The organism is Clostridium tyrobutyricum (genome assembly GCF_019144085.1).
Taxonomy (GTDB): domain Bacteria; phylum Bacillota; class Clostridia; order Clostridiales; family Clostridiaceae; genus Clostridium_B; species Clostridium_B tyrobutyricum_A.
The window spans coordinates 17,824-37,618 of sequence record NZ_JAHHUY010000017.1 but is presented as its reverse complement, the minus strand read 5'-3'; the positions used below and the strand labels follow the sequence as shown (position 1 = coordinate 37,618).

The following is a 19,795-nucleotide window of genomic DNA, read 5'->3' as shown; positions in this document are numbered from 1 at the left end:
TTCATTTTGTATACTTACATGCATATATATAATCCATTTTATTTCCACAAATCCTTAGTAATATTCTTAGTTTTATTTTTTCGCTTTTCAGTTTCTTCTTTGTCTATAAATATACCATTTTGCTCTATTATTAATACACTGCCCTCTTTGGCATCTCTTGGTATATTTATACGTTTTATATCCATCATACTTTTGTCTTCTTTTTCACAGACCGCATATGGTCCTTCAAAACGATCTATTATAACTTTTATAGTGTCCACTCAATATCCCCCTCAATATTATTACTATGTTACCATTATATTACTATAATTATATACTTACAAGCTTAAATTAGAACAAATAAACAAATCAATTAATAGTTACACTCTCTTGAATCTTCCTAACTATTTTTGCACTTATATACCCTGGTAATAATTTAGAAAAAATTATAGCTGTTTTGTTAAAAGTACCTGGAATTATAACTCCCTTTTTCTTTTTTAGTCCTTTATAAGCTATTTCAGCTACTTTTTTCGGAGACATTGAATTTTTTATATCTTTTTTTCCTGCATTTTTTGAAAACGATGTAAGTGTAGCTCCAGGACATAATACTGATACATTAACTTTATAATTTTTTAATTCATTTCTGATAGCTTGAGAAAATGATAATACATATGCTTTTGAAGCATAATATGTAGATATATATGGCCCTGGCTGAAATGCTCCAGTAGAAGCAACATTTAATATATTGCCTTCGCCATTTTTCACCATTTCCTTAGAAAAAAGTTTGGTTAAAATAGTAAGACTTCGTATATTTGTATATATAATATACAAATCTTTTTCTATATTTGTATTATGAAATATTCCACAGTAACCTATTCCTGCATTATTAATTAATGTATGAACTTTTATTTTTTTCTCTTTAATTTCATTAAATATATCTTCTGCAGCGGTATCTTTATTTAAATCTTTTATAATAATTTTTATATCTACATGAAAAGTATTTATTAAATAATTAGATAGTTGTATTAATTTGGTTTTGTTCCTGGCAATTAATATTAAATTAAATCCGTTTCTAGCAAAAATTTTAGATAGTTCATAACCTATTCCACTGGATGCTCCTGTTATTAATACTGATTTTTTATTATTTTCTATAATTTTTCACTTCTTTCGTTTTTGTTTACTTTTTATTTTAATTAACATAATATTTATTATATAAATTAAAATTATTTTACAGTTAATCAATAAAAATATAAATTGTACTCGCCAGTTGGAATTTCATCTTCCAATCCTAAAATCCCAGGCTATAATCCTTATACTCCATAAAACACATTTTGTTTGATTTTTAATTATTTCAGTATAATTTGTTTCATTCATTAACATATACACCTTTCCAAATAATTATTTAAAATTTTTGTTTTGTATTAAATAAATTATATCATTATCTATACATTAATTTATATTTTATAGTTTTTTGTTTACTTTTATTTTTAATTTACATAATATTTATTGTGTAAATTAAGACCATGATTTTATAAATTAATTATAAAATCATGGTCCTGATTACATCAAATACCTATAATACTGACTTCACATCTTTGACAAACTCTTTTACATTTGCGAGCATTTCTTCTCTATTTTCAATTTCATCAACTTTCTTTACAATGGCACTTCCTATAATAATACCATCGCAATATTTTTTGAGCTTTTTAGCCATTTTTGCATTGGATATACCAAATCCAATAGCTTTAGGAATATCCGTACAGTTTGATACTATTCCCATATACTCATCCATATTTGTGCTTATCTCACTTCTTGTACCAGTAACTCCATTGGTTGAAACGCAATATATAAATCCACTTGCATTACCAACTATCTTCTTTATTCTTTCTTTTGAAGTTGGAGCTATTAGTGGAATAAGTGCAACTTCATATTTATTAGCAATTTTAAGAATATCTTTTCTCTCTTCTATTGGCAAATCAGGTATTATTATTCCGTCAATTCCTACTTCTTTGCACTGATTTATAAATTTTTCTATTCCATACTTAAATACTGAATTATAATATACTAAATATACCAACGGTACTTCTGTATTAGTGCGTATACTTTTTACACAATTCATTATTTTTAATATAGTTGTACCATTTTTAAGAGATCTGGCAGAAGATTTCTGTATTGTAGGTCCATCTGCTATTGGATCTGAATAAGGTACACCCAATTCTATTATATCCGCTCCTGCATTTTCCATAGAATATACAAGCTCTGCCGTAGTTTCAAAATCTGGATCCCCTGCAGTTATAAAAGATATCATTGCTTTCTCATTTTTTTCTTTTAATTCCTTAAACTTTGCATCTATTCTATTCATCTAAATTTACCCCCATTACTTTAGCTATAGTATTCATATCCTTGTCTCCTCTTCCTGATATGTTTACAATCATAATTTTATCATTTGATAGTGTTGGAGCTAATTTTATAGCATATGCAAGAGCATGAGAACTCTCAAGTGCAGGTATTATTCCTTCTACTCTTGATACTTCCACGAAAGCATTTACTGCTTCTTTATCATTAGCTGTTACATATTCAGCTCTTCCTATATCATGAAAATATGCATGTTCAGGTCCCACACCTGGGTAATCCAGGCCAGCAGAAATTGAATACGCTGGAAGTATCTGTCCATCATCATCCTGAAGAACATATGTCATCATTCCATGGATAACTCCGACAGAACCTTTTGTTATACTTGCTGCATGTTCATCAGTGTCAATTCCTTTTCCAGCCGCCTCTACTCCAATAAGTCTTACATTTTTATCTTCAGAAAATGGATAAAATATACCCATGGCATTACTTCCACCACCTATACATGCAACAATACAATCAGGTAATCTTCCTTCTTTTTCAAGTATCTGTTTTCTAGCTTCGTCTCCTATAACTCTTTGAAAGTCTCTAACCATAGTTGGATATGGATGTGGCCCCATTACTGTTCCTATTACATAAAATGTATCTTCGATTCTTGTAACCCAGTTTCTCATAGCCTCATTCACTGCATCTTTAAGTGTCCCAGTACCTGATGTAACTGATGTAACCTTGGCGCCAAGTATTTTCATTTTAAAGACATTAAGTGCCTGTCTTCTTATATCTTCTTCACCCATAAATATTTCACATTTCATATTAAACATTGCAGCTATGGTAGCTGTGGCCAATCCGTGCTGTCCAGCACCAGTTTCTGCAATTACTCTTTTCTTTCCCATTCTCTTTGCTAGAAGTACCTGACCTAAAGCATTATTTATCTTATGAGCCCCTGTGTGATTGAGATCTTCTCGTTTAAGATAGATCTTTGCTCCTCCTAATTTTTTTGTCAGATTCTCAGCATAATACAGTGGCGATTCCCTTCCTACATAATCCTTTAAATAATACTTGTATTCATTTATAAAATTTTCATCATTCTTAGCTTTATTGTACTCATCTTCCAGTTCAGTAATTGCATTCATTATAGTTTCTGGCACATATTGGCCCCCAAATTTTCCAAATCTTCCAATCACTTTACGTTCCTCACTCTCTCAATAAATTCTTTTATTTTATTTAAATCTTTATACCCTGATGTTTCAACTCCACTTGAAACATCTACAATATCAGGTTTTACCATGTTTAAAGCTGACTCTACATTTTCTGAGTTAAGTCCTCCGGCAAGTATCAAATCACGTTCAAACTTAAAGCTTCTTGTAATATTCCAATCAAAGCTTTTGCCGCTCCCTGCTACTTTACCATCTAAAACCAACCCATCTGCATATTTATAATTCAAATTTGAAATATCACTTTTATCACTTATTTTTAAAGCTTTCCACAGTCTAAAATTTTTAAAATATTTCATATAATTATTATCCTCTAAACCATGAAATTGAATTATATCCAGTTTAAGTGTTTTAGAAATATTATCTACATAATCTATTGGTTCATCTACAAAAATTCCAACGCTTTTAATATTTTTGTCCAAATTAAATACAAGCTTTTGGGCCTGTTCTAAATTTATCTGACGCCTGCTTTTAGAAAATATGAATCCAGCATAATCTGGTCTGTATCTATTTACATAATCAATATCTTCTATTCTTCTTAAACCACATATTTTAACTTTAACCAATATTGACTTTTCACCTCCAATCCATCAATTATTTTTAAGATCATATATGAATTTTTTCATGGTATCAACATTATCAAGTTTTCTCATAAATCCTTCCCCTATTAAAACACCATTTACAGGAAGACTTCTTATATATTTAAAATCTTCTAAAGTCTTCATTCCACTTTCAGAAATTATAACAGTATCCCCACTTATATATTTAATTAAATTTTCAGTATTTCTTAAGTTTACTGTAAAATTTTCAAGATTTCTGTTGTTTATTCCAATAATTTTAGGACCTATATCCAGTGCTATATCCAGTTCACTTTTATTATGAACTTCTACAATACAATGAAGTCCAATACTGGATGCTAAATTATAAAATTCTCCGAGTTTTTCCCCTAAAACTCTCACTATCAAAAGTATTGCATCTGCACCTAAAAGTTTTGATTCATAAATCTGATATTTATCTATAATAAAATCTTTTCTAAGTACAGGCTTTGAAACTATATTCTTAACTAACTCCAAATACTCATCTTTTCCCTTAAAATAATTCTCTTCTGTAAGTACTGATATTGCATCTATATCCAATTGTTCATATATTCTTGCTATATGTTCAGGATGAAAGTTTTGAACTATAATACCTTTTGAAGGTGAAGCCTTTTTTATCTCGGCTATAATTGATATATTATCTTTAACCAATGCTTTTTTAAAATCTCTTTTATATTCATTATTTAATATTTTAATTTCACTAATAATATTTTCAATGGTTTTTTTCTGCTTTCTAATTTTAAGTTCCTTCTGTTTTACTTCAACTATATCATCTAATATCATGATACTCACTCCTTGCTGTAGTTTAGCATCTCCTGTAATTTTTCATAGGCTTTGTTTGAATCTATAATTTCATTTACATTATCAATACCTTGTTTTATATTTGCAACCTTTTTACCTACATAAAGAGCTGCTGCACTATTCAATACTACTATATCTCTTTTTTTGCCTTTCTTGCCCTTTAATATGTCTAAAATTATATCTGCATTTTCTTTTGGAGTTCCACCTGATATATCTTCATAACTTGCTTTTTCTATTCCATATTCTTCAGGATCTATAGTATACTCTTTTATTTCTCCATCTTTTAATTCACTTACATATGTCAATGCAGTAGTTGTAATTTCATCCAATCCATCTGCCCCATGAACTACCATAGCTCTTTCACATCCCAAATTCATTAAAGTTTTGGCTATAGGATGTGTAAGTTCCTTTTTATATACTCCAAGTATCTGTCCCTTTACAAATGCAGGATTGGTAATTGGGCCCAATATATTGAATATTGTCCTGACACCAAGTTCCTTTCTTATACCAGCTACATTTTTCATAGCACTATGATACATTGGTGCAAATAAAAATCCCATACCTACATCGTCAATGGATTTTTCAACTTTGGACTTGTCTAAATCTATTTTAATACCAAGTTCTTTTAGAACATCTGCACTTCCACTCTTGCTAGATACAGCTTTATTGCCATGTTTTGCAACTTTTATTCCAGCTGCAGCTGCTATAATGGAAGCTGCAGTGGATATATTGAAAGTCTTTCCACCATCTCCACCAGTTCCACAAGTATCAATTGAATATTCAGATCTAAGATTTACAGGGACAGCCATTTTTCTCATTGCTCTGGCACAACCTGTTATTTCAGAAATTGACTCTCCTTTCATCTTAAGGGCTATTAATAGTCCAGATACAGTAGAAACTGGCTCTTTACCACTCATTATACTATTCATGACATCTTCCGCTTCATTTTCAGATAGATCATTGCCTGATACAATTTTTTTTATAGCTTCATTTAACATAACATACCTCCTGCAAAAAATTTTTTATTATATCATGTCCACATTCAGTCAATATTGATTCAGGATGAAACTGCAGTCCATATATAGGATAAGTCTTATGTTTAATGCCCATCAATACCCCATCTTCACTTTCAGCAATCTTGATAAACTGAGATTCTATTGAACTTTCTTCCACAATTAAAGAATGATACCTCATTGCCCTGATAGGATTCTTGATTTTTTTAAACAATTTATTATCCACGTGATTTACCATGGATGTTTTACCGTGTTTTATCTCCTTTGCCCTGATTACATTTCCACCAAATGCCTTGGCTATAGCCTGATGCCCAAGACATATTCCTAAAATCGGTATATGTTTTCCATATTTTTTTATTACATCAATACATATACCGGCATCATCAGGTACACCTGGCCCAGGAGATATTATTATTCCCTGAAGATCTTTAAGTTTTTCAATATCATCTACTGTAATTTCATCATTTCTAACTACCTTTATATCTTTATAAAGTTGTCCTATATATTGATAAAGATTATAAGTAAAAGAATCATAATTATCTATCATGAGTATCAACTATATCACCTCCGTAAGCGCTTTGGCTTTATTAAGTGATTCATTATATTCGTCCTCTGGATTTGAATCATATACTATACCTGCACCGGCCTGTATATATGCATATTTATCTTTGAGTACCAGGGTTCTAATAGCAATACATGTGTCCATATTTTTATTATAGGAAAAATATCCTACCGCACCCGCATACAAAAGTCTCTTTCTATTTTCGATTTCATCGATTATCTCCATGGCTCTTATTTTTGGCGCACCGGAAACTGTACCTGCTGGAATACATGATACAAAAGCATCAAAGCTAGATATATTTTTTTTCAATTTACCTTCAACCTCTGAGACTATATGCATAACATGAGAGTATTCTTCTACTTGCATAAATTTTGTAACTTGAACAGTCCCAAATTCACTAACCTTTCCTATATCATTTCTTCCAAGATCAACCAGCATAACATGTTCTGCTCTTTCTTTTTCATCATTTATCAGTTCAACTTTTAATTTTTCGTCTTCTTTTTTATCTGCTCCTCTTCTCCTGGTACCTGCAATAGGATTTGTACTTACTATACCATCGTGTACACTTACCAATCTTTCAGGTGAGGAGCCTACAATTTGAAAATCTTCAAAATCCATATAAAATAAATATGGTGATGGATTTTCATATCTTAATTTTCTATATATATCAAAAGCATCCAAATCAGTTTTACACTCAAGTCTTTGAGATACTACTACCTGAAATATATCTCCCTTCTTTATATACTCCTTGGCTTTTTCTACATTTTTACAAAACTCATCTTTAGTATAGTTTGAATTAATCTCTGCCTTTTTAGAATTATTATGAATATTATGAATACACGTTTTATTAGTAATTTTTTCATAAAGCTTTTTAAAGTAGTTGGTAATCTCAGAATATTCAATATTATCTTTTGGAAATACATTATATACTAAAATAACTCTATGTTTTAAATGATCATAGCATATGAATGACTTATAAAACATAAAATATGCTTCTGGTATATTCAAATCATCTTCATTCTCATCACTTATTCTTTCGTATTGTTTTATTACATCATAGCCTGCATATCCTATTGCTCCTCCAGTAAATGGTATATCAAGAATATTGTTATTGTAATTTATATCCATAAACTTTTTTACAAATTCAATAATTTTTCCTTTGAATTTTTTAGTTTTTCCTTTCTTTTCTATATATATTTCATTTTTAAAACTTTTCATCTTTATATATGGATTAGAGGCTATAAAAGAATATCTTCCCTTCTTTTTGTCAAATTCCACACTTTCCATTATAATTTTATTTTTACCCTCTAAATTATAAAATACATTTATTGGTGTTATTTCGTCTCCATTCAATTCATAAGTAACTGGAAATGCTTCTTTGTTTTGTCTTAATGTTTCAAATTCATTTTTTTGCATACATATCAAATTTATTACCTCCCAATAGAAAAAATAAAAAAAGACACCACATCCCTAAATGGGACGAAATGTCTTATCGCGGTACCACCCATGTTAATTTTATATTGAGATTAAAAAAGCATTTCTTCCACTAGGAAGAAATGCAAAATTTCTATTAAGCCACCCAAATATAAAACTCAACTCATAAAGTACAGAGATCACTCTCGATACTTTGCCATTTTTAACGGTAGGCAACCCGGTTTACAGCTACTATAATTCACCTAACACCTTGCAGATCCATTCAATACAAGTTTTAGCATCTAGATCTCATCACCCTAGACTCTCTGAAAGCTATAACATAATATTTACTACTTCTGTTCATAGGTTTTATTGCTTTATTTGATAAATTAATTTTAAAACCTTTTTCAAGATTTGTCAACAGTATTGATGAAAATTTTTATGTAATAGAGATTTTATCCTTTAGCTTTAAATAATAAAGATGCTATAAATCCAAAAATTATAGCAGCAGAAATACCTGCACTTGTTACTTCAAAAGTTCCTGTCAATACACCAATTATACCATATCTTTGAGCTTCCATAAGAGCTCCCTTTACCAATGCATTTCCAAAACTGCTTATTGGAACTGAGGCACCTGCTCCTGCAAATTTTATAAGTGGTTCATATAATCCAAGGCCTCCAAGTATAGCTCCTATAACTACAAAAGTTGTCATAGTATGTGCTGGAGTTAATTTAAATACGTCCATCATTATTTGTCCTATAACACATATACCTCCTCCTACTAAAAATGCCCAAAGAAATTTTTCCAAAATAATACACCTTCTTTTCAAAACTAATATAACTATTTCTCTATTGAAACAGCATGAGCAATACTAGGTATACTTTCTTTTTGTTGATAGGACATAGGGGACATTAGTGCTCCCGTTGCAACTACAAGAATTTTATTTATGTTTCCTCTTTCAATCTCTTTTAAGAAATGCCCATAAGTTACAACTGCTGAGCAGGCACATCCACTGCCGCCTGAAAAAACTGGTTGATTGTCATTGTATATGAGCATTCCACAATCCTTAAAACAACCATTTTTAAAATGGAATCCATCTTGTTCTAAAATTTCTTCTGCTATTTTATGACCTATTTTTCCCAGATCTCCTGTAACCACAATGTCATAATATGAAGGATCCCTATTAAGTTCCTTAAAATGAGTTTCAATAGTATCCACGGCAGCTTGAGCCATTGCCTCTCCCATATTAAATGGATCAGATACACCCATATCAACTACTTTTCCTATTGTTGCCGATGTCACTTTAGGTCCTATTCCTGATTTTCCTAAAACTACTGCTCCAGCTCCTGTTACAGTCCACTGCGCAGTTGGAGGCTTTTGGCTTCCATATTCGGTTGGATATCTAAATTGTTTTTCTACTGCTGCATTATGACTGGATGTACCTGCAAGTACGTAATTTGAAGATCCACTGTCCACCAATATAGATGCAGTAGCAAGGCTTTCCATGGAATTAGAGCAGGCTCCAAATACCCCTAAATATGGTATTGCAAGAGTTCTTGCTACAAAACTACTAGTTATTATTTGGTTCATGAGATCTCCACTTATAAAAAAATTTATATCTCCCTTTTTTATATTTGATTTAGTTATAGCCACATTACATGCTTCTTCTAATAATTTTTTTTCAGCTTTTTCAAAGCTGTCCTGACCCATCCATATATCATCAAAGAGTCTGTCAAACTCATGGCTTAACGCTCCTCTCGCTTCAAAGGGCCCTCCTACAGCGGAATGTCCTAATATCACAGGATTTGATTGAAACTTAAAAGACTGTCTCCCTGAAAGCATTTTACATACCACCTAACCATTTAATTACTATACTTAATATAGATACTACAAATGCAGAAAATACTCCAAAAGTTATAACAGCTCCTGCAACTTTAAACATATTACTGCCAACTCCAAGAACATAACCTTCTGTTCTATGTTCTATAGCTGCAGAAGCGATTGAATTTGCAAATCCAGTAATAGGAACGCTAGTTCCAGCCCCTGCCCATTGGGCAATATGATCAAATACACCAAGTCCCGTCAATAGTGCTGCTATGATTATAAGGATAGCTGAAGCAGGGTTTCCTGCAGTTTCCTCAGTAAAATTAAAATATTTTATAAACATGAATTGAAGTGCCTGATCGAATATGCATATTAGACCCCCTATAAGAAAAGCTCTCATACAATTTTTTAATACTTTTCTTTTGGGTATTTTAGTTTCTGCAAATTGCTGAAATTTTTTCTGCTCCGGAGTTAATTTATTATTTTTATTTGAACTCATAATATATGCTGTCTTGTTTTCACAGCGTCCTCCTTTCTCTTTCTTTAATTGATACTAAAAATAGTTTAACCATATGTTTTTCTAAATATACGAATAAAAGAGTCTTTGTGAATTTTCACAAAGACTCTTTTAAAAAACTATATAATTTTATTCACACACTTTACCTGGATTTAATATATTTTTAGGGTCAAAAGCTAATTTTATATTTTTCATCAATTGAATATAATCATCACCATATTGACGGAATAAATATTTTCTCTTAGCATATCCTATACCATGTTCTCCAGAAACAAGCCCATCTAATTCTTGTGATTTTTTATACATGGCATCAAATACATCACTTAATTTTTTATCCCATTCTTCTTTTGAAAGATCATCTCTTAAAATATATACGTGAAGATTTCCATCTCCTGCATGTCCAAAGCTTCTTATTCTTATATTGAACTGCTTTTGAGCATCATTTGTGAATTTAACAAACTCAGCTACTTTATTTCTTGGAACTACAACATCACATTCGTCCATTTCTGTAGTAGTTGCCTTAACTGCTTCAAGGAATGCTCCTCTTGCAGACCATACTGCTTCTTTTCTTTCATCCGTATCTGAAATATATACATCAAGAGCGCCTTCTTCTAAGCATATATCTGCAACTTTTTCATAATCAGCTTCTATTTGTTCTTTACTGTTTCCATCAAAACTAAGTAACAAATATGCATCTGACGAATTATCAGGGAATTTCTTTCCTAAAAATTCTTCTGCTGCAAGTATAACTTCTCTTTGCATGAATTCTATAGCAGTTGGTATTGATTTTGACTTTATTATTTTAGGAACTGTATTTATAGCTTTTTCCAAATTAGGAAATGGTACTAGAAGACTTATTACCTTTTTAGGAAGAGGAAGAAGCTTTAATATAGCTTTTGTAATTATTCCAAGAGTTCCTTCAGATCCACATATAATGTCTTTTATACTATATCCTGAACTGTTCTTTACAACTTTTCCTCCAACCTCTATAACTTTACCATTTGGCAGTACTACTTCAAGTCCTCTTACATAATCTCTTGTTACACCGTATTTAACTGCTCTCATTCCACCTGCATTGGTACTTATGTTTCCACCTATAGTAGCTGATTTTTCACCTGGATCTGGTGGATAAAACAAATCATGGTCTTCTACAAATTTAGCTATTTCCATAAGAAGTACACCCGGTTCTACTGTTAAAGTAAGATTTTCTTCATCTAACTCAACTATTTTATTCATAGGAGTTAAATTTATCATTATTCCTCCTTCAACTGGAACAGATGATCCAACAAGTCCTGTTCCTGATCCTCTTCCTACGACTGGAATGGTATTCTCATAAGCATAAGTCATTATCTTTGAAACCTCTTCTGTAGTTAAAACATTAACTACCGCATCAGGATATTTGCTAACTCCTCCTAATTCATCGTGGCTAAAATCATCGTTTATATCCTTGCCAGTAAAAACCCTATCTTCTCCTAATAAATTCTTTAAGAATTTTACATCTTTGTCATCCAATTTTTTATATTGTTTAGTATATGTTAATTCCATATTAATAACCTCCAAACTAAATTTTTAATTAAAATCTTCATGCCGGATTTTACATCACCTTACATTGAACACCTTGATCATTTTTTATATCTTCTATAAGTTTTGGTATTACTGCATATAAATCTCCTATTATACCATAATGAGCTACATTAAATATAGAAGCTTTAGGGTCGTTATTTATGGAAACTATAACGTCTGAATTATTCATTCCAGCAGCGAATTGAACTGCTCCTGATATACCACAAGTTATTATAAGTTTTGGTTTAACTGTTCTTCCACTAAGTCCAATTTGAAGCTTTGCATCAGCCCAGCCAGCTTCTACTAGTGGTCTGGTTACAGCTACTTGAGCTCCTAGTAAATCTGCAAGTTCTTTTATCATGTCCATATCTTTTTCAGATTTAACACCTCTACCAGCTGCTACTATAACATCTGCATCTGAAATTCCTACTTCAACTTCTTTCTTAGTTACTTTTAGTACGTCAATTCCAGACTTAAACTTGTTTTTATCCATATATTCTACATTTATTTTTCCTGAAATTTCATCTGACCTACAAGGTGCATCCATAACTTTATATCTTACAGTAGCAAGCTGTGGTCTGTGGTTAGGATTAACTATTTGTGCCATTATATTGCCACCGAAAGCAGGTCTTATTTGTACTAAATCTGTATTTTCCTTCATATCAAGTATTGTACAATCAGCTGTAAGTCCAGTTCTAAATCTAGCTGCAACTCTTGGTGCAAGAGATCTTCCAACTGTTGTTGCTCCAACAAGCAATGTTCCTGGTTTTGCTTTATTTATGAAATCTTCCATAGCTGCAGTATACGGTTCTATTCTGAAATCTTTAAGTTCCTCATAATCATATACAAATACTTCATCAACTCCATAATGAAGAAGTTCCTGTGCTTTGTCCTTTATATTGTATCCTACAAATACAGCATATACAGGTTGTTTTATCTTACCAGCAAGTTCTCTTGCTTTTCCTATAAGTTCATAAGTAACTGGATGTATATCACCTTCTACGTGATCTACATATACTGCTACACCTTTCCAAAGACTTTTATCTATCTGTTCAACTTTGTCTTCTACAAACTCCATTACACCTTTAGGACCTTTTTTAACACAGAGTCTGCACATTTTACATGCTGCAGTAACTTCAATCTTTCCATTTTTCTCTTCCATAGCTCCAAAAGGACATATATTAACCAATTCTTTTATAATTTCTGGATTTAATTTTTCTTCATGAACTACCAATCTACCCATATTAATTCCTCCTAAATTTATAAATATTTATAATTTATGATTTGTACTGAGTTTTATTAAACAAATTTAAGTTCTTTAAGTTTGCTCTCCAATCTATCAGCAAGTTCTTCTCCAGTACCTTCCCATTTTTCCTGATCAGTATTTACTTCTGGTGGGAATATTCTTTCAACTTGTGTTGGTGAACCATTAAGTCCATATTTATTTTCATCTTTATCTTCAAAATCTTTTAGAGCCAGCATTCCAACTTTTCTATCCTTAGTCTCTAATTTCTTCTTGTAAGATGGAAGCCTTGGTTGATATATATCTTTTTCTACTGTTAAAAGGCAAGGGAATTTTACATCTGCTATTTCTACTGTATTAGGCATATCCATTTTAACAACTATAGATTTATCTTTAACTTCTTCAATACTCAATACATTAGCTATATGAGGCATTCCAAGGTATTCTGCCATTTCAGGTCCTACTTGTGCAGTATCTCCATCGGTAGTCTGCTTTCCACAAAGTATTAAATCTACATGTCCCATTTTTCTTATACCTTGAGATATAGTATAAGATGTTGCCAATACATCTGCTCCTGCAAATTTTCTATCTGATAAAAGTGTACCTTCATCTGCACCCATCATATAAGCTTCTTTTATTACCTCTGAAGCCTGTGGTGGTCCCATGCTTATTACCTTTATTGTTCCACCTTTTTCAGTCCTAATTCTAAGAGCAGTTTCAAGTGCAAATAGATCATATGGATTCATTTTGGAATCTATTCCATCTCTCTTCAGTACGCCTGTTACTGGATCAACCTCAACTTTTGATGTTCCTGGAACTTGTTTTATACATACTAATATATCCATTTAAACTACCTCCAAAAATTTATTTTTTTATGTGAATGTTATAAAATCAGTTGACTTATTAACTTACAATTACAGCAACTCCATCTGGTACAACTGCTACTTTAGCATCTTTGCCCATAATGTCATAAGCTCTATTCAATGCTTCCTCAAAAGTATTAGCCTGCTGCATATGCATATTTTTTATAAGCTTTGGATCACACATATCAGTCACCATAATAACAATATGCTTGTCTAATATTCTCGCTAATATCTGGGACTCCCATTGATCTGGTACTGTTTCATTCCTTGGAACCTTAGAAACTTCATCCAAATATTCTCTAGGAGATTTAGCATTAGCTAGATTATTATAAAATCCCTCTCCACCATGTCCGTCATTACATGCAGCAACCATTATAATTACGCCACCATCTTTGCAAGTAGCTTCAGCTGCTGTCATTCCCTTAACTGACTGGTATATATTTTGATCTAACGGATATCCTCCATTAGTTGAAATAGCAATATCTGATTCAACCTTATTTACTTTAGATAAATTCAAAACAAATTTACATCCATCTTCATGAGCTAGTTTACTATGTCCTGCAAAAGCATTTATTATTTTTTTATTTCCATCTATAACTACATTTATTATAAAGGCCAATTTTGCCTTTTCTGCTGCATATAGCATGTCCTTATGAATGGGATTGTTCTTTAACTTTCCTGTTCTAGAATACGGACTAGCTATAAATTCAGCACAGTGATTTGCCATAACAGTTGTTGCAGAAGCTATTCCAGGAAGTATGCTTTTTCTACCTCCTGAAAATCCAGCAAAGAAATGTGATTCTATAAAACCTTCTGCAATTAACAATTCCGTCTCCACTGCAACCTTGTTAATTATAAGTTCGCCTCCAGATGGAAGAGTTCCTATTTTAACTAAACTTTTATTATCACGAGAATCGTGTATTATTATGTTTTCATTTTTTACTATTTCTTTTCCAAATTTATTTATAAGTTCTTCCCTGGTAGTAAGTCTATGAAATCCTGTAGCAATCAAAATTTTTATATCAATAGTAGGATTAACTTTTCTTATTCTCTTTAAAAGTATTGGCATTATGATTTTACTTGGAACTGGTCTCGTATGGTCACTGCTTATTATGACCATATTCTTTTTATTTTTAACCAACTCCTCTAATTTGGGAGAACTAATTGGATTATCCAATGCTTTCTCAACTATTTCAGATTCAGTAAGATCAGTTTTGTAAGCTTCTGCCTTAGATTCAAGAACTGTAGAAATATTCTTATCATCTATCTCTATATCAATTAATTTTTTATTATAAGGTAATCTTATCTTAGCCATGATGAATTCCCCTTTCACTTTAATACAATTTTATAAATTATCTAAATCCAAACATAGGGCCGGCAAAGTATGCCATAATACCTAAAATTACTACATATACTATACAGAATTTCAAAGTTGAATTTAGTATCTTTCCCTCTGAACCAACAAGCCCTGTAGCTGCTGTTGCTACAGCTATACTTTGAGGTGATATCATCTTTCCTGCTGTTGCTCCACCTGTATTTGCTGCTGCAAGCCAGAATTCATTTAGATGAAGTGATCTAGCTACTTCTACTTGCAATCCACCAAACAATACATTGGATGATGTATCACTACCAGTTACAAATGTTCCAAGTGCGCCTATTATAGGAGCAATAAGAGGATAGTAACCTCCAGTTATAACAACTAAAACTGCTGATATGGATTTTATCATTCCACTGTAACCCATTACTTTAGCCAGCGCAACTATTGCGACTATAGTAATAGCAGACTTGTACATTTGCTTAAATGTATTTCCCAATACTCCAGCTATTTCACCAAATTTAGCACCTTGAATAAGTCCACCAATGAATGTGGCTATTATAATAAGTGTACCTGGTGTAGATACCCAACTAAATACATATGGTGCTGCACCTTTTCCTGAATAAATTTGTACTGATGTCTTTATTGAAGATAATGCTTTGTTTATTGGTGGGAAAAGTGCACTACTAAGTATTACAAATATAAATACTAATATAAATGGAAGCCATGCTAAAACAGCTTGTTTAATTGGTATATTTTCAGCATCCTTCGAAGCTGTATTTTTATAGAATACCTTGGCAACTCCTATAGTTACTGCCATACAAATTACAGAACCAAGTATTGCTGGAAGTTCAGCTCCTAAATATTTTGCTGCAAATATCTGCGGAATAGCAAATGAAATACCTGAGGCCAGCGATATTCCCCAAACACCTTTTATTGCCTTAACACTTTTACCCGTAAGCATTACAAGTATAATTGGAACAACAATAATTAAAAGTGACAATTGAAGACCTACAGCATAGCTAAGCTGTGTAACATCAATATTGGCAACCTTTGCAAGAGTTGTTACTGGAATTCCTATGGCTCCAAAAGCAGTAGGAGTTGTATTGGCAATCAAACATATAATGGCTGCAAAGATAGGATCAAATCCAAGAGCAGCAAGTATACTAGCTGGTATAGCAACTGCTGTACCGAAACCTGCTATTGCCTCCATAAATCCACCAAATGCCCAAGCTAAAATAAGTACCAATATTCTTCTATCAGTAGTAATGTTTGTCATCATTTTTTTGATTACATCCATACTTTTAGTATAAACTGAAAGATTATAAGTAAACACTGCAGCTATAATTACAATTATAATAGGCCATAATGCAAGTGCTAATCCCTCTATTGCTGCGGTAATAGCATTAAATACTGGCATTTTCCATAAAATTATTGACAATAATATAGTAACTATTAATCCAATAGGACAGGCTTTATGTCCTGGCATTTTTAAAACTCCCAAAGAAACCATTAACCATATTATAGGTATTAATGCAATAAAAAATAACAAGTACATATTCATCTTTATTCCCCCCAAATCTTTATTATGGTACTATGGTAGTACCACCTTTTCTTTAAGTCTAGCACAGTTCCTAGGGTATTTCTATAATTGTTTTTTTATTAACATCGTTTTCAATCTCTGTGTTTTCCCTATAGAATAGAGTTTAATAACGTTTACATGGTTTTTTACTTTCTGAAATTTTTTTATTTTTTTTGTAAAAAGTATTATAAAGTTATAAACCTGTTAAAATATTAACGAATACATTCTAATATATTGTCTCATATCTCAATGCTAAACTTTAAAAACTTGTTGTGAGAAATAAAGTATCTTTGTTTAATTATCAAGTCTACAAATTTTATTATAAAGGATTTGGTATGATGGTATTACCAGTTCCTTTATGTATATACTATCATACATTTTATAATATTTCTATAATAGTTATAAAGATAACACTTTGAAAATATTATTTCGTCTTTAAATGTCAAATGAAAATATTTTCAATTAATATTATACTTTTTTATGTGTTATTATATAGTCCCATAATTTATCTTAATTTATATATTGATTTTTTTTAAACGATAATTGATATGATTTATCATTTGATAATTAGTAAAAAAAATAAAACATCTAATTTTAAAATATATATGTTAAAATACTCTTAATGGTATACATGTTAAAATTAAATGATATATTTTTAACTATTCATTGACGGTCCTCCTCATATATTCATTAGTGAAATCTAAATGCTTCTTCATCTCTTCGGAAGCTCTAACTTCATCTCCATCTCTTATTGCCTCATATATCAATTCATGTTGATTTGCAAGAACTATAACATTTTCTTCATCAACTAATATTTTTTTTCTAGCATCTTTTAAAAAAGAATCCATAAGTGACGACATTGCATTTAATATATTTACTATAAGTAAATTGCCAGAAGCCTTTGCAATTTTATAATGAAACTCCTTATCAAATCTAACATTATCTTCTTCATTTCTGGAAACTTTAAAAGCATCTGCAATATCTTTTAATCCTTTAAGTTCAGATTCATTTATTTTTTTTGCAGCAAGTACTACTGTACCTGTTTCTATTATTTTTCTAACATCAAGTATTTCTTCAGGATTATTTTTCTGAAGCATATACATTATGGATATAGGTTCCAATAGCGTATTCTCAAAATTTCGATTTATAAAATTTCCTTCCCCCTGTCTGCATTCTATAAGCCCCATAATTTGTAAAGATCTTATAGCTTCCCTTACAGAGGTTCTACTTACTTCCAAATGTTCTACCAATTCTCTTTCAGATGGAAGTCTATCACCCTTTTTCAAAGTACCATCAGCAATCATATTTTTTATTTGATCTATTACTTGTTCATAAACTTTTGTACTTTTTATTGGACGAAAAACCATAATCAAGCTCCCCCTATTCTATTAGTTTTTAAATACACTTTTCCAATTTACGTAAATATCAAACAAACTTACTACATCCTGTTCATTATATAACAATATTTTTTCTTTTTTCTCATCAGGCATTCTATTTATATAATCATTATCCTTTACTATTTTGCTGAAAGTTTTTGCTAAATTAGATCCACTTATAACTTCGCTTTCTCTTACAATTCCAAATTCTTTTTCCAATGCTTTTAAACCAATCGAAGAATGAATCTCTTTTTCATATTGCCTTTGTAAATCAATATGAAAAAAGTGTTCATTTATATCAAAGTCTAAGTTGTACTTCTTAAAAAGATAATTTATAACAGTAAAATCATTATTGCCTGAAAAAGTAACAATATATTTTTTACCATTGTTCCACATATTTATAAAATAATCTTCAGCCATCTTCAATATAGATTTTGCATCAGTTTTATTCTCTATCATATATTGAGTAACTTTTAATTTTTCAATATCCTTATCATAAAAACAGCATCCAAATACTCCTATACATATTGGCTTCTTATATATATAATGCTCTAAGTCAAAAAATAAAGCATCTTTAAAAACACATACTCCCTTAATTTCCAGAGCTTTTTGAATTGAAGGCTGCTTGATAAATATACTATCATATTTTTTTATCACTTTACCACTCTTTTCTAAGTCTTTTACTATACATATCTTATATTATATCATTTTTAAATATTAAGCTGATAAATTCAATTTAAAAAATATTAAAAATTTAAATTGGATTTATGTGTGAAGGATTCAAACAATATATCATATCCTTTCTCTCTATAACTATAGTTATTTTATCTTTTAGAGCTTCATTATTGACTGCTTCTCTTACAAGTTCTCTAGTAGGATTCACACAAACAGGATGACCTACTAATCTCAACATATCAAAATCACCAGCAGTATCTCCATAGCTATAACTCTCCTGTAAATTTATATCATATTTTTTTACTAGTTTATTTATAGAATTCATTTTACTCTTGCTATCCCACATTGGAATAACTTCTCCAGTATATATATCATTACTATCAATAATATATTTTGCTCCTATACAATCATCAAAGCCATATTTTTCAGACATTTCCCTAACTAATTCTATTGGGCTTCCAGATATAGTTATTATTTTATGTCCATTTTCTTTGTGCCATTTTATCCTGTCCCTGGTATAAGTATATACCCTGTCCCCTTTTTGTTGTATAACATTTCTTGCAATAAATTCTACTTGAGACTTGTGTAGTCCCTTTATGGCTTCTATATATATATCTGCCATTTTTAATAAATAATTATCATAATTTCCCTGCCTTTTATCCCATTTTTCATATTCAGGTTTTACTTCTTTGTACCATCTATCCGGTGGTATAATTTCATATTTTACAAGTTTTTTAAATACTTCTGTCATAAGTCCTTCCCTATAAAGTGTTCCATCTATATCAAAAAATGCTGCTTTTGCCATCATATTCATCTCCTTTTTTCTATTTAATTCAAAATAATTAATATATAATATTCTATCATAAATAATATGTGCTTTTAAGTAGAATATATAAAGATCCATTA

The 19,795-nt window shown here is 30.8% G+C and carries 20 protein-coding genes and 1 other annotated feature; all 20 genes read right to left on the bottom strand.

The genetic code is table 11. The features are described 5' to 3' along the window. Window positions 1-38 precede the first annotated feature (38 nt). Window positions 39-260, bottom strand: coding sequence for a DUF3006 domain-containing protein (locus tag KM800_RS09030; protein ID WP_017753319.1), 222 nt, complete (start codon window positions 258-260; stop codon window positions 39-41). 88 nt (window positions 261-348) lie between these two features. Continuing rightward, a complete protein-coding gene (locus tag KM800_RS09025) occupies window positions 349-1,104 on the bottom strand; it encodes an SDR family oxidoreductase (RefSeq protein WP_330655584.1) in 756 nt (251 codons plus the stop codon). Between the two features lie 448 nt (window positions 1,105-1,552). Then, window positions 1,553-2,341, bottom strand: coding sequence for a tryptophan synthase subunit alpha (trpA, locus tag KM800_RS09020; protein WP_217812784.1), 789 nt, complete (start codon window positions 2,339-2,341; stop codon window positions 1,553-1,555). After that, window positions 2,334-3,515, bottom strand: coding sequence for a tryptophan synthase subunit beta (gene trpB, locus KM800_RS09015; RefSeq protein ID WP_217812783.1), 1,182 nt, complete (start codon window positions 3,513-3,515; stop codon window positions 2,334-2,336). Before trpB ends, trpA begins: the two co-directional genes overlap by 8 nt. Next, window positions 3,512-4,111 (bottom strand): phosphoribosylanthranilate isomerase, encoded by a 600-nt coding sequence (locus KM800_RS09010; RefSeq protein WP_217812782.1) that lies wholly within the window; start codon window positions 4,109-4,111, stop codon window positions 3,512-3,514. The genes trpB and KM800_RS09010 overlap by 4 nt, the downstream gene beginning before the upstream one ends. Before the next feature lie 24 nt (window positions 4,112-4,135). Then, window positions 4,136-4,924, bottom strand: a complete 789-nt coding sequence (gene trpC, locus KM800_RS09005; RefSeq protein ID WP_217812781.1) for an indole-3-glycerol phosphate synthase TrpC — start codon at window positions 4,922-4,924, stop codon at window positions 4,136-4,138. A 5-nt stretch (window positions 4,925-4,929) separates the two neighbouring features. Beyond that, window positions 4,930-5,940 (bottom strand): anthranilate phosphoribosyltransferase, encoded by a 1,011-nt coding sequence (gene trpD / locus KM800_RS09000; RefSeq protein WP_217812780.1) that lies wholly within the window; start codon window positions 5,938-5,940, stop codon window positions 4,930-4,932. Further along, window positions 5,930-6,511 carry an anthranilate synthase component II gene (locus KM800_RS08995; protein WP_217812779.1) on the bottom strand — a complete coding sequence of 194 codons (582 nt, stop codon included), beginning with the start codon at window positions 6,509-6,511 and terminating at the stop codon, window positions 5,930-5,932. Before KM800_RS08995 ends, trpD begins: the two co-directional genes overlap by 11 nt. Beyond that, the gene (gene trpE / locus KM800_RS08990) at window positions 6,512-7,942 is read right to left on the bottom strand and encodes an anthranilate synthase component I (protein ID WP_419195465.1); all 1,431 of its coding nucleotides are present in this window, start codon (window positions 7,940-7,942) and stop codon (window positions 6,512-6,514) included. It lies immediately after the preceding gene. A 47-nt stretch (window positions 7,943-7,989) separates the two neighbouring features. Next, window positions 7,990-8,303 (bottom strand) — a binding site (T-box leader). An 82-nt stretch (window positions 8,304-8,385) separates the two neighbouring features. Next, window positions 8,386-8,739 (bottom strand): stage V sporulation protein AE, encoded by a 354-nt coding sequence (gene spoVAE, locus KM800_RS08985; RefSeq protein ID WP_217812778.1) that lies wholly within the window; start codon window positions 8,737-8,739, stop codon window positions 8,386-8,388. Between the two features lie 32 nt (window positions 8,740-8,771). Next, window positions 8,772-9,773 (bottom strand): stage V sporulation protein AD, encoded by a 1,002-nt coding sequence (spoVAD, locus tag KM800_RS08980; protein WP_217812777.1) that lies wholly within the window; start codon window positions 9,771-9,773, stop codon window positions 8,772-8,774. Between the two features lies 1 nt (window position 9,774). Then, window positions 9,775-10,254 carry a stage V sporulation protein AC gene (gene spoVAC / locus KM800_RS08975; protein WP_217812776.1) on the bottom strand — a complete coding sequence of 160 codons (480 nt, stop codon included), beginning with the start codon at window positions 10,252-10,254 and terminating at the stop codon, window positions 9,775-9,777. A 147-nt stretch (window positions 10,255-10,401) separates the two neighbouring features. Then, window positions 10,402-11,817, bottom strand: a complete 1,416-nt coding sequence (locus KM800_RS08970) for an FAD-binding oxidoreductase (RefSeq protein WP_217812775.1) — start codon at window positions 11,815-11,817, stop codon at window positions 10,402-10,404. Window positions 11,818-11,866: 49 nt separating this feature from the next. Next, on the bottom strand, window positions 11,867-13,078 hold the full coding sequence (locus tag KM800_RS08965; RefSeq protein ID WP_217812774.1) for an electron transfer flavoprotein subunit alpha: 1,212 nt from the start codon (window positions 13,076-13,078) through the stop codon (window positions 11,867-11,869). A gap of 56 nt (window positions 13,079-13,134) precedes the next feature. Further along, window positions 13,135-13,923, bottom strand: a complete 789-nt coding sequence (locus KM800_RS08960) for an electron transfer flavoprotein subunit beta/FixA family protein (RefSeq protein ID WP_217812773.1) — start codon at window positions 13,921-13,923, stop codon at window positions 13,135-13,137. Window positions 13,924-13,981: 58 nt separating this feature from the next. Further along, complete coding sequence (gene larA / locus KM800_RS08955) at window positions 13,982-15,256, bottom strand: nickel-dependent lactate racemase (protein ID WP_217812772.1); 1,275 nt, start codon at window positions 15,254-15,256, stop codon at window positions 13,982-13,984. 37 nt (window positions 15,257-15,293) lie between these two features. Then, window positions 15,294-16,820 carry an L-lactate permease gene (locus tag KM800_RS08950; RefSeq protein WP_217812771.1) on the bottom strand — a complete coding sequence of 509 codons (1,527 nt, stop codon included), beginning with the start codon at window positions 16,818-16,820 and terminating at the stop codon, window positions 15,294-15,296. Window positions 16,821-17,497: 677 nt separating this feature from the next. Then, window positions 17,498-18,205 carry a FadR/GntR family transcriptional regulator gene (locus KM800_RS08945; RefSeq protein ID WP_217812770.1) on the bottom strand — a complete coding sequence of 236 codons (708 nt, stop codon included), beginning with the start codon at window positions 18,203-18,205 and terminating at the stop codon, window positions 17,498-17,500. A gap of 21 nt (window positions 18,206-18,226) precedes the next feature. Beyond that, entirely contained in the window at window positions 18,227-18,871 is a 645-nt protein-coding gene (locus tag KM800_RS08940) for a ribonuclease H-like domain-containing protein (protein WP_217812769.1), read from the bottom strand. Between the two features lie 97 nt (window positions 18,872-18,968). Continuing rightward, the gene (locus KM800_RS08935; RefSeq protein WP_217812811.1) at window positions 18,969-19,694 is read right to left on the bottom strand and encodes an HAD-IB family hydrolase; all 726 of its coding nucleotides are present in this window, start codon (window positions 19,692-19,694) and stop codon (window positions 18,969-18,971) included. Between the last annotated feature and the right edge of the window lie 101 nt (window positions 19,695-19,795).